The 11,650-nt window shown below is 49.2% G+C and carries 9 protein-coding genes; 7 read left to right on the plus strand and 2 right to left on the minus strand.

Going from position 1 to position 11,650, the window contains the following annotated elements:
• Positions 1-31: 31 nt before the first annotated feature.
• Positions 32-901: an AraC family transcriptional regulator gene (locus MJZ26_13565; GenBank protein MCQ2106805.1), complete on the minus strand. Its 870-nt coding sequence runs from the start codon at positions 899-901 to the stop codon at positions 32-34.
• A gap of 130 nt (positions 902-1,031) precedes the next feature.
• Between MJZ26_13565 and glgP the strand changes: the two genes are divergently transcribed.
• Positions 1,032-3,284: a glycogen/starch/alpha-glucan family phosphorylase gene (gene glgP / locus MJZ26_13570; GenBank protein MCQ2106806.1), complete on the plus strand. Its 2,253-nt coding sequence runs from the start codon at positions 1,032-1,034 to the stop codon at positions 3,282-3,284.
• Positions 3,285-3,326: 42 nt separating this feature from the next.
• Here glgP and MJZ26_13575 read toward each other — a convergent pair whose 3' ends face one another.
• Complete coding sequence (locus MJZ26_13575) at positions 3,327-4,343, minus strand: LacI family DNA-binding transcriptional regulator (GenBank protein MCQ2106807.1); 1,017 nt, start codon at positions 4,341-4,343, stop codon at positions 3,327-3,329.
• 163 nt (positions 4,344-4,506) lie between these two features.
• Between MJZ26_13575 and MJZ26_13580 the strand changes: the two genes are divergently transcribed.
• The 6 genes from MJZ26_13580 to ptsP form a co-directional block, all read left to right on the plus strand.
• Positions 4,507-6,813, plus strand: a complete 2,307-nt coding sequence (locus MJZ26_13580) for a PTS transporter subunit IIBC (protein MCQ2106808.1) — start codon at positions 4,507-4,509, stop codon at positions 6,811-6,813.
• A gap of 8 nt (positions 6,814-6,821) precedes the next feature.
• Complete coding sequence (locus MJZ26_13585; GenBank protein ID MCQ2106809.1) at positions 6,822-7,658, plus strand: endonuclease/exonuclease/phosphatase family protein; 837 nt, start codon at positions 6,822-6,824, stop codon at positions 7,656-7,658.
• Positions 7,655-9,142, plus strand: a complete 1,488-nt coding sequence (gene malQ / locus MJZ26_13590) for a 4-alpha-glucanotransferase (protein ID MCQ2106810.1) — start codon at positions 7,655-7,657, stop codon at positions 9,140-9,142. The genes MJZ26_13585 and malQ overlap by 4 nt, the downstream gene beginning before the upstream one ends.
• Before the next feature lie 67 nt (positions 9,143-9,209).
• Positions 9,210-9,467: an HPr family phosphocarrier protein gene (locus tag MJZ26_13595; protein ID MCQ2106811.1), complete on the plus strand. Its 258-nt coding sequence runs from the start codon at positions 9,210-9,212 to the stop codon at positions 9,465-9,467.
• Positions 9,468-9,499: 32 nt separating this feature from the next.
• On the plus strand, positions 9,500-10,039 hold the full coding sequence (locus MJZ26_13600; protein ID MCQ2106812.1) for an inorganic diphosphatase: 540 nt from the start codon (positions 9,500-9,502) through the stop codon (positions 10,037-10,039).
• A 5-nt stretch (positions 10,040-10,044) separates the two neighbouring features.
• A partial coding sequence (gene ptsP / locus MJZ26_13605) for a phosphoenolpyruvate--protein phosphotransferase (GenBank protein MCQ2106813.1) occupies positions 10,045-11,650 on the plus strand: 1,606 nt, incomplete at its 3' end.

An 11,650-nucleotide genomic window follows, 5' to 3' on the forward strand; every position in this document is an offset into this window, starting at 1 on the left:
TCAGTGGGATTTTTTGACGGTCATTTTATGGTTACTGTTTTCTGAATCTGCCGGGTGTCACCCCATATTTTTTCTTAAAAGAACGTTGGAAATATGACAGATTCTCAAAACCACATGCAGTAGCAATGTCCAGAATATTTGTGTCGGCTACGAGAAGCATCCGTGCGGCAATCTCCAGACGAAAATCATTGAGATAAGAAATGAACCCCGTCCCCATGCTTTCCTTGAAAAACTTCATAAAATAGGATTTGCTGTAAAAGCAAACGCTTGCCATATCCTCTATGGTGATCAGTTCGGCATAATGTGTCTCAACATAGGAAAGTATCGTTTTGAGCTTCTCCAGCTGTTTTCGGGGCGGTCTGCTTTCAGAGGCACTGCACTGTGCATGCAGATGATGGAACAGCAGATACAGATGCCCCTTGACCGCAAGCTGGTATCCTGCAGGTCTTGCATCGCAGAGCTGGTCGATCCGGTCAATTTCTTCTGCAATTTCATGGTATCCTCTATCACCCTGTCGGATCACGGACGGAGCGCCGACAGCCGCAGAAAGCATCGGCGTCAAAAAGCTCTCCCAGCAAAGATCGCATCCGCCGGAACGCAGGAGAGATGGCTTGAACAGGATATTTTCATATTCCATCAGATGATTTCCCAGCTGCTGGATGGAGTGCAACTGTCCGGACATAACGAAAACAATATCACCCATTTGTACCTCATATTCAATAAGATCAACAGAAATGATTCCCATCCCTTTCTTGATGACAATGATCTCCACTTCCTCATGCCAATGCATATTCACCGCAGAAAAATCCAACGGAATGGAACACAGATAGGTATTGTAGGGAAATTCCGGAGAAGTGTGGCTTTTGTCTTCATGATAGATTTCATAATTTGTAAGGTTCAAAAATATCATTCCTTTGCAAAAAGATAGTATTGTGCAAAAAAGAAGCCGTATGCTGCAAGATAAAATCTCAAAAAGATGGTACAATAGTATCATACTAGTGATACATAATCCATATAAAGGAGAGAATGATATGAATCTAAATGAAGTACTGCTTGCAGCTTACGGCAAATCCATCAGCGAATGTAGCAATGCAGAAATTTACGCTGCCCTGCTGAAAGAAACCGATGCGATGGCATCGCAGAAATGCCATCCCTCCGGCAAAAAGAAGCTCTATTACATTTCCGCAGAATTCCTGATCGGAAAGCTTCTTTCCAACAACCTCATCAACCTCGGCATCTACGAGGATGTGAAAGCGCAGCTCGCTGCTGCCGGAAAGGAGCTCTGCGACATCGAGGAAAGCGAACACGAACCCTCCCTAGGCAACGGCGGTCTTGGGAGACTTGCGGCTTGCTTCCTCGATTCCATCGCAACCCTCGGACTGCATGGTGACGGCATCGGGCTGAATTACCACTTTGGACTGTTCCGGCAGGTCTTTGCGGAGAATGCACAGACAACCATTCCCGATCCGTGGCTGGATGATCACAGCTGGCTGCACCGCACGGATATCACCTATCCCGTGAAATTCCGTGATTTGGAAGTCACCGCACGGCTTTACGAAATCCATGTCACGGGCTATGGCAGTGTGACCAATAAGCTGCGTCTCTTCGATATCGAGAGCGTGGATGAATCTGTCGTAAGGGACGGCATCGACTTTGATAAATCCGAAATCGCAAAAAATCTCACACTGTTTCTCTACCCCGATGACAGCGATGAAGCCGGCAGACTCCTGCGCATCTACCAACAGTATTTCATGGTATCCGCAGGTGCACAGCTGATTCTGGACGAATGTACCGCACGGGGTTGCAATCTTTATGATCTGCCGGATTATGCGGTGATCCAGATCAATGATACCCACCCGACCATGGTCATTCCGGAACTCATCCGTCTGCTCATGGAAAGGGGCATCGCGATGGATGACGCCATCTCCATCGTCAGCCGCACCTGTGCTTACACAAACCACACAATTCTGGCAGAGGCACTCGAAAAGTGGAAGATCTCCCAGCTCAATCAGGTTGTCCCGCAGCTCATGTCCATCATCGAAGTACTTGATAACAAAATTCGCCGGAAATACGATGATCCGTCCGTATATATCATCGATAAGGAAGAGCGTGCGCATATGGCGCACATCGACATCCATTACGGCTTCAGCGTCAATGGTGTGGCATCCCTGCACACGGAGATCCTGAAGAATGAGGAGCTACAGCATTTCTACAAGCTCTACCCCGAGAAATTTAATAACAAGACCAACGGCATCACGTTCCGCAGATGGCTGATGCACAGCAATCCGGAGCTGTCTGCACTCATCACGAAGCTGATCGGAGATGGCTGGAAACAGAATGCGGAGGAACTGAAAAAACTGCTCGCATTCCGTCAGGATGAAGCGGTACTGAATCAGCTGCTTGCTGTCAAGCATGAGAAAAAGAACCAGCTCGCGGCGTATCTTTTCAAGACACAGGGCATTTCCCTCAATGCAGATTCCATCTTCGATATTCAGGTAAAGCGACTGCATGAATACAAACGCCAGCAGCTCAATGCACTGTATGTCATCTGCAAATATCTGGAAATCAAGTCCGGCAAGACACCAAATACACCAGTTACTGTCCTTTTCGGTGCAAAAGCAGCGCCGGCATATACCATCGCACAGGACATCATCCATCTGATTCTGTGCCTGCAGGAACTGATTGGAAACGATCCCGAAGTCAATCCGTATCTGCGTGTTGTCATGGTCGAAAACTACAACGTAACTCTGGCGGAAAAGCTGATTCCGGCATGTGACATTTCGGAACAGATCTCTCTTGCTTCCAAGGAAGCGAGCGGCACTGGCAATATGAAATTCATGCTGAACGGTGCAGTGACCCTCGGCACGGAGGATGGTGCAAATGTGGAGATCCATGCACTTGTGGGGGATGAGAATGTCTATATCTTCGGCGATGACAGTGATACTGTCGTGGAACGCTACAAGAACGGCAGCTACAATGCAAAGCAGTACTGCGCCGAAAATTCGACCCTCAAAAAAGCAGTGGATTTCATCATAGGTGAAGCACTTTCGGAAATCGGTGACAAGGTGCGTCTGGAGCGATTGTTCAAGGAACTGACCACAAAGGACTGGTTCATGACATTCCCCGATTTTGAGCGCTATGTGACTGCGAGAGAATCCGCCTATACGGACTATGAAAACCGCTTGGCATGGGCAGAAAAGATGCTCGTCAACATCGCACAGGCAGGGTACTTCTCCTCTGACCGGACGATTGCGGAATATAACAGGGACATCTGGAAACTGTAAAAGAAAGGCTGTATGGAGAGAAACCTCCGTACAGCCGCTTATTTATCTGTTTATGCAGCTATTGCGTTCCACCAGTTTATGCGGAACGATGATCTTCGTGGCGAGAAGATTGGGATTTTCAATGTGATTGATCACTTGTGATGCCGCTTCGATGCCAAGCTGCACGGAATTGATGTCGATCGAAGTCAGCGATGGTGATGTGATACGGGCAAAAAGGGAATTGTTGAAGGAAATGATTGACAAATCTTCCGGTATTCGGATGCCCATTTCAATGCAGACCCTTTCGAGTGCAACGGCAAACAGATCATCACTGACAAGGATCGCTGTGGGGCGATCTTCTTTCTGGAAAAGTGCCTGTACCGATGCGAGATTCTCTTCCGGAATGAACGGCAGTTCCACAATGTTCTCCGGATTAACGGCAATGCCGCTGTTCAGGAGTGCAAGCTGATAGCCTGTTCTGCGGTCAGAAGAAAACATCAGATTCCCGTCACTGCCAAGATATGCAATATTGGTATGCCCCTTTGCAAGCAGATATTCCGCAGCTTCCTGTCCTGCAAGCACATTATCATTGTCCACATAGACCGTCTGATTCGCAAAACGATGCGCCTTGCCAATGACAACATACAGAAGCCCCTCGCTGTATAGATAGTCAATAATCGGGTCATCCTGTTTGGAGTAGGTGACAATATAGCCGTCGACCTGTCCGCTTTTAGCGATGTTCGTCAGTGCAAGCAGGATTTCGTCCTCATCCTGTCCGGTAATGACAGTATTGATGTAGCCATGCTGATTACTGAACTGACTGATGCCACGTATCACCTCAAGGTGAAAGGGATTTTCAAACGATTCCTTCGGCGATGGTGGCAGAATGATACCGATGGTGCGTCTGACCGCTTCCGGTTCGGCTGAGTGTGTAGACGGCTCATAGCCGAGCTGTTCCATTGCCTTGCGGACTTTTTCCTTGGTTTCACGGCTGATGGACGGATGGTTCTTGCAGACTCTTGATGCAGTGGATGGAGATACCCCCGCAAGTGCTGCAACATCTTTTAATGTAACGGACATACAATTCCCTACTTTCTTATTTGAACGTTATACTTATTATAAGGCATTTTCATAAAAATGTCAATGGAATTGCAGAATTTTTCGCAAAATTTCATGCAATGCAAATCACGATTGAAGTGCATTCTAACATGGTTGAAATGCATTAAAATCGAACTTGCAATTTGTGAGAATCATTGAATTTTTTCAAACGCTGAGAAAAAGTTCTGAAAACTATTGCACGATTTGCAGAAATGTGTTATTATTATTGCATAAATTGAATGCAAAATCGCACAGTGCAATCGTGCAATTGCAAAACAAAAAGGAGGATATGATTATGAGCAAGCTTTTGAAGATTCATTCGCCGCTGAACGGAACGGCGGTCACACTGGACAGCGTACCGGATCCGGTATTTTCAGAAAGAGTACTGGGTGACGGCTGTGCAGTGATCCCGACGGACGGGAAGATCTATAGCCCTGTGGACGGCGAAATTTCTTCTATTGCGGAAACCAATCACGCCTATGGCTTCAGCTCGGACGATGGGCTGGAGATTCTTGTGCATTTCGGTCTGGAAACCGTAGCACTGAAAGGTGAGGGCTTCAAGCCCCTGGTTGCAGTTGGCGACAAGGTGAAAAAGGGCGATCTTGTCGCAGAGGTGGATATTGCATTGTTAAAGGAAAAGGGGATTAACCTCATCACGCCCGTGCTGGTCTGTGACGGTGCAGATGATCTGGCAATGCATGTCACAAGTGGTACTGTGAAAGTTGGCGATTTACTGCTTTCATTCGAGGAAGCTGCGGAAGAAACAAAGCAGCCGGAAGTAGCAGCAAGCGAACCGGAAAAGCCTGCGCCGAAGCAGAAAAAAGGCTTTAACTTTGATTTCCTCCAGAAGCTTGGTAAGGTGCTGATGACAGTAATTGCTGTAATGCCGGCAGCAGGTCTCATGATCAGCCTCGGTAAACTCGTAGGTATGGCGGGTGCGGATATTAACGCTGTAGCAACCATTGGAAGCGTTATGGAAAACATCGGTTGGGCCGTAATCAACAATCTGCACATCCTTTTTGCGGCGGCAATCGGCGGTTCATGGGCAAAGGAAAAAGCAGGCGGTGCATTTGCAGCGATTATTGCATTCATCCTGATCAATAATATCACCGGCGTCATTTTTGGCGTGACGAACGACATGCTTTCCGACCCGAACGCGGTGGTGCATTCCCTGTTCGGACAAGAAATGCTGGTAGAGAATTACTTTACATCCGTCCTTGGTGCACCGGCACTTAATATGGGTGTGTTCATCGGCATTATTTCGGGCTTCGTGGGCGGCACGGTATACAATAAATTCTATAATTTCCGCAAGCTCCCCGATGCACTTTCTTTCTTCAACGGCAAGCGTTTTGTGCCGCTGATGGTCATTGTCTGGTCGGCGATCATCTCTCTGGGACTGGCTGTGATCTGGCCGCTCATTCAGTCCGGCATCAATGCATTCGGCATCTGGATTGCTAATTCTTCGGACACTTCTCCCGTTCTTGCTCCGTTCATCTACGGTACACTGGAACGTCTGCTGCTGCCGTTCGGTCTGCACCACATGCTGACCATCCCGATGAACTATACTTCTTTCGGCGGTACATATGAAATCCTTACAGGCGTCAGTGCGGGTTCAGAGGTATTCGGACAAGATCCGCTTTGGCTGGCATGGGTAACAGACCTCATTAATCTCAAGGATGCTGGCGATATGGCAGGCTATCAGGCACTTCTGGAGGGAGTGACCCCCGCACGCTTCAAGGTCGGTCAGATGATCGGCGCAACCGGTCTCCTGCTGGGTATTGCACTTGCCATGTACCGCAGAACTGATGCGGATAAGAGAAAAAATTACCGTTCCATGTTCATTTCCACTGCACTGGCAGTATTCCTTACAGGCGTGACAGAACCGATTGAATTCATGTTCATGTTCTGCGCACTGCCGCTGTATATCGTTTATGCCATCCTGCAGGGCTGTGCATTTGCACTCTCTGGCATCATTGATCTGCGACTGCATTCCTTTGGCAATCTGGAATTCCTGACCCGTGTGCCGATGTCCGTCAAGGCAGGTTTGACGGGAGATATCATCAACTTCCTGATTGCGGTTGTGGTATTCTTTGCAATCGGTTATTTTGTGGCATATTTCATGATCGGGAGATTCAAGTTTGCCACCCCCGGACGGATGGGCAACTATACTGCAGAGGGTGCGGAGAAAGCCGCATCCGGCGAGAAGAAGACATCTTCCGATGGTCAGCCCGAACGCATCATCGCACTGTTGGGTGGCAGGGAAAACATCGAGCTGGTCGATGCCTGTATGACAAGACTCCGTGTAACGGTCAAAAATCCCGATCTTGTGGCTGATAAGGATGCATGGAAGACGGAAGGTGCCCTTGGTCTTGTGAAGAAGGAAACCGGCATTCAGGCGATCTATGGCCCGAAGGCAGATGTCCTCAAATCCGATATCAACGATATTCTGTAAGGTGGATTATGAAACTTCTGACACTCAATACCCACAGTCTTGTGGAGGAACATTATTCTGAAAAGCTGGAAGCATTCGTGCAGGCAGCAGCGGAGGAACTGCCCGATGTGATTGCATTGCAGGAAGTGAACCAGACCATCGCAGAAATGCCCGTCAAATCTGCGCAGGGGTACATCCCCTGTACGCAGGGCATTACCATCCGACAGGACAATCATGTCCGCAGCGTTGCAGAGCTTCTGGAAAAGTGCGGCATTCGCTATTTCTGGACATGGCTGCCGCTGAAAAAGGGCTATGACAAATACGATGAGGGCATTGCCCTCATGAGCCGCAGTCCCATCCTCGAAACAAAAATCGTGCAGACAAGTGAGATCGACGATTACAACAACTGGAAAACCCGCAAAATTCTCGGCATCCGTACAGAAGCCACACCGGAGAAATGGTTCTTCAGCGTGCATTACGGCTGGTGGGATGATCCGGAGGAACCCTTTAAGGGGCAGTGGCAGAGGACGCAGGCGGCATTGGAACAGTACCGGCATATCTGGCTGATGGGCGATTTCAACAGTCCTGCTGAGGTGCGTGGCGAGGGATACGACATGATTCGCCAAGCTGGATGGCATGACAGCTATCTGCTTGCAAAGGAAAAGGACTGCGGCATCACCGTCGGGCATATCATTGATGGCTGGAAGAACAAAATCACCGATACGGACGGTATGCGCATTGATCAGATCTGGTGCCGCCATATGCCGGAGATCCTCTCCTCTAAAGTCATCTTCAACGAAACGAACCGAAGCATTGTATCCGATCATTATGGCGTGATTATAAACTATGAAAGGAGTGAGGGATGATGGAACGAAGTGCAGGCATCCTGCTGCCGATCTTTTCCCTGCCGTCAAAATACGGCATCGGATGTTTTGACAAGGCGGCATACGCATTTGTGGATTTTCTCAAAGATGCAGGACAGTCTTATTGGCAGATCCTGCCACTTGGACCGACCAGCTACGGAGATTCCCCATACCAGAGTTTCTCGACCTTTGCAGGAAATCCCTATTTCATCAGCCTCGATGCATTGTGCGAAGAGCATCTGCTCACACAGGAAGAATGCAAAGCGGCGGCACTGCCCGATACGGACAGCATTGATTACAGCGGACTCTATGAAACACGCTACGCAATCCTGCGAAAGGCATATCGCCGGACGGAAAATGACAATGCGTTTCTGGAATTTGCTGCATCACAGCCGTGGCTGAAGGACTACGCAGTGTTCATGGCACTGAAAGATCATTTCGGCGGTGTATCGTGGGAGCATTGGGACGAGGACATTCGCCTGCGAAAAAAGGATGCACTGAAGCAATGGAGTGAAAGACTTGCGGAGGAAATTGGTTTCTACCAATTCTTGCAATACCAGTTCTTCCGTCAGTGGAACAAGCTGAAAGCCTATGCGAATGCAAACGGCATCCGGATCATCGGGGATATTCCGATCTACGTCGCCTTTGACAGTGCAGATGCGTGGGCAAATCCCAATCTCTTCCGGCTTGATGAAACAGGACTCCCGAAAGCCGTGGCAGGCTGTCCGCCCGATGGGTTTGCAGCAGATGGACAGCTCTGGGGCAATCCGCTGTATGACTGGGATTATCACAAGAAAACTGGCTTCAGATGGTGGATCGAACGTCTAAGTCAATGCTTTGCGATGTATGATGTGGTCAGAATCGACCATTTCCGTGGCTTTGATGAATACTATGCGATTCCCTACGGCGATAAAACGGCAAAGAACGGACACTGGGAACAAGGTCCGAGCATGGATCTGTTCCGTTCAGTGGAAGCGGCACTCGGAAAGCGTGAGGTCATTGCGGAGGATCTCGGGTTTATGACGGACAGTGTACGTCAGCTTGTAAAGGACAGCGGTTTTCCGAATATGAAGGTACTGGAATTTGCCTTTGACAGCCGTGATACCGGCAGCCGGAATGACTATCTTCCGCATAATTACGATGACAACTGCGTTGCCTATACCGGAACGCACGACAACCAGACCATTGCTGCATGGTTTCAGACGATCACCGAGGAAGAACGCAGCATGGCAAGAGAATATCTCTGCGATGCGTATACACCGGAGGAGAAGCTGCACAGGGTCTTCATCAGCCTGATCCTGCGAAGCCGTGCAAAGCTGTGCATCATTCCCATGCAGGACTGGCTGGGACTGGACGACAGAAGCCGCATCAATGTTCCCTCAACAGTGGGAACGAACTGGAAATGGCGGCTGCTTCCGACGGATCTGCCGGATACGCTGCAAGAGGAGATCCGCAAAGCAACACAGATCTATGGAAGAATGCAGTAAGACTTGCATTCTTCCGGCAGGCTGTGATATAATAAAATTACCAAATTTGTGAAAAAGGAGAATCATTATGAGAACATTTACTTACACCATTAAGGACGAACTGGGCATCCACGCAAGACCGGCAGGCATGCTGGCAAAGACCGCCAAGGCATTCGACAGCGAGATCACAATTACCAAGGGGGAAAAGACAGTAGGTGCCACAAAGCTCATGGCACTTATGGGGCTGGGCGTAAAATGCGGTGATACTATCACTGTCACAGCAAACGGAGGCAATGAAGACGCTGCACTGGAAGAGATGAAAAGCTTCCTCGAAGCAAATCTGTAATCTGACATTTCAGGGACATAGGAGATATTGCAATGAATATCTGGCATGACATTGACGAAGATCGTATTTATCCCACAGATTTTGTTTCAATCATTGAAATTTCCAAGGGCAGCAACATGAAATATGAGCTGGACAAGAAAACAGGAATGCTGTCACTGGACAGAGTCCTCTTCACAGCAACGTATTATCCCATGAATTACGGCTTTATCCCGCGCACTTACGGCGACGACAATGATCCGCTGGATGTTCTACTCCTCTGCTCCCAGCCGATACAGCCGCTGACACTTGTAAGAAGCTATCCTATCGGCGTTATGTATATGGAGGACGGGGGAATGGGCGATGAGAAGATCATTGCCATTCCCTATGGAGATCCGACATACATGGCATATACCGATGTGAAAGAGCTTCCAAAGCATATTTTTGAAGAGCTGAAGCACTTCTTCTCCGTTTACAAGCAGCTGGAAAGCAAGAAAACTGACGTTAAAGAAATAGGCGGTCCGATTGACGCTATTGCCGTAATTGAAAAGGCAATGGAAAATTATAAGAATAAATTCTGCAAAGACAGGGGATGAGATTTATGGTAAAATACCAGGGAAAAGGCGTTTACGGCGCAATTGCTGTCGGAAGCATTTCGGTTTTTAAACGGCAGGACGTTCAGGTCAAGCGCGTAAAGATCGACGACACTGACGCGGAGCTTGCACGCCTTGAAGCGGCTAAGGAAAAAGCAACAGCACAGCTTCAGGAGATCTACGAAAAGGCACTGCGTGAGGTCGGCGAAGCGAATGCGGCGATCTTTGAAATCCACATGATGATGGTGGAGGATGAGGACTATAACAACGCTATCATAGAAATGATCACAGCCCAGAATGTTAATGCGGAATATGCCGTTGCGATCACAGGGGATAATTTTGCGGAGATGTTCGCGGCAATGGACGATGCCTATATGCAGGCAAGATCCGCCGATGTACGGGATATTTCCAACCGTATCATAGGCTGCCTAACAAATGAAGAAAGCACGGAAGCACAGTCGGATGAACCGGTAATCATCTGTGCGGATGATTTAGCTCCCAGTGAAACGGTCACGCTTGACAAGGACAGGGTGCTGGCATTTGTGACGGCACATGGTTCTTCCAATTCGCACACAGCGATCCTCGCAAGAAACATGAATATCCCTGCCATCGTCGGCGTGGGAGAGGCATTCCTCTCCGAGATCAGGGACGGCGACCCTGCCGTGGTGAATGGCTTTACCGGTGAATTCATCCTGCATCCCGATGCGGAAACCATTGCCGCAGCGCAGCAGAAACGTGCGGAGGATCTTGAGAAAAAGGAACTGCTCCAGAAGCTCAAGGGCAAGGAAAACATGACGCTTGACGGCAGAAAGATCAACATCTACGCGAATATCGGCAGTGCGGACAACATCGGTGCGGTGCTGCTGAATGATGCAGGCGGCATCGGCCTGTTCCGAAGTGAATTCCTCTATCTGGAAAATACGGACTATCCCTCCGAGGAGGAGCAGTTCCGGATCTATAAGCGGGTACTGGAAAGCATGGCCGGCAAGAAGGTCATCATCCGCACGCTGGATATCGGTGCGGATAAACAGTGCGAGTATTTCCATATGCCGAAGGAGGAAAATCCCGCACTCGGCATCCGCGCGATCCGTCTTTGTCTGAATCGGCCGGAGGTGTTCCGGACGCAGCTGAGAGCATTGTTCAGAGCATCGGTGTTCGGCAATCTGGGCATCATGTTCCCGATGATTGCGAATGTATGGGAACTGGAAGAGATCCTCATCCTGTGCGATGAAGTCAAAGCAGAGCTGCGGCATGACGGCATCGAATACGCGGAGGACACGGAGCTTGGCATCATGATCGAAACGCCGGCAGCGGCGCTCATCAGCGATCGGCTCGCCCCGATGGTGGATTTCTTCAGTGTCGGCACAAATGATCTCACGCAGTACACCCTCGCCTGCGACCGGCAGAATCCGGAGATCGACCGTTTCTGTGATCCCCATCATGAAGCAGTTCTGCGCCTGATCGAAATGGCAGCGGAGAATGCACACAGGCACGGAAAATGGATCGGCATCTGTGGTGAACTTGCAGCGGATACAAGCCTCACGGAAACCTTCCTGCGCATGGGTATTGATGAACTTTCTGTATCCCCTGCTTTCGTACTGAAGCTCAGGGATG

The sequence above is a fragment of the Fibrobacter sp. genome (genome assembly GCA_024398965.1).
Lineage (GTDB): Bacteria > Fibrobacterota > Fibrobacteria > Fibrobacterales > Fibrobacteraceae > Fibrobacter.

What these genes read in the sequence shown, in the direction of transcription:
- glgP (MCQ2106806.1), top strand. Translation starts at nt 1,032, where the DNA reads ATGAATCTAAATGAAGTACTGCTTGCAGCTTACGGCAAATCCATCAGC.
- MJZ26_13595 (MCQ2106811.1), top strand. Translation starts at nt 9,210, where the DNA reads ATGAGAACATTTACTTACACCATTAAGGACGAACTGGGCATCCACGCA.
- malQ (MCQ2106810.1), top strand. Translation starts at nt 7,655, where the DNA reads ATGATGGAACGAAGTGCAGGCATCCTGCTGCCGATCTTTTCCCTGCCG.
- MJZ26_13575 (MCQ2106807.1), bottom strand. Translation starts at nt 4,343, where the DNA reads ATGTCCGTTACATTAAAAGATGTTGCAGCACTTGCGGGGGTATCTCCA.
- MJZ26_13585 (MCQ2106809.1), top strand. Translation starts at nt 6,822, where the DNA reads ATGAAACTTCTGACACTCAATACCCACAGTCTTGTGGAGGAACATTAT.
- MJZ26_13600 (MCQ2106812.1), top strand. Translation starts at nt 9,500, where the DNA reads ATGAATATCTGGCATGACATTGACGAAGATCGTATTTATCCCACAGAT.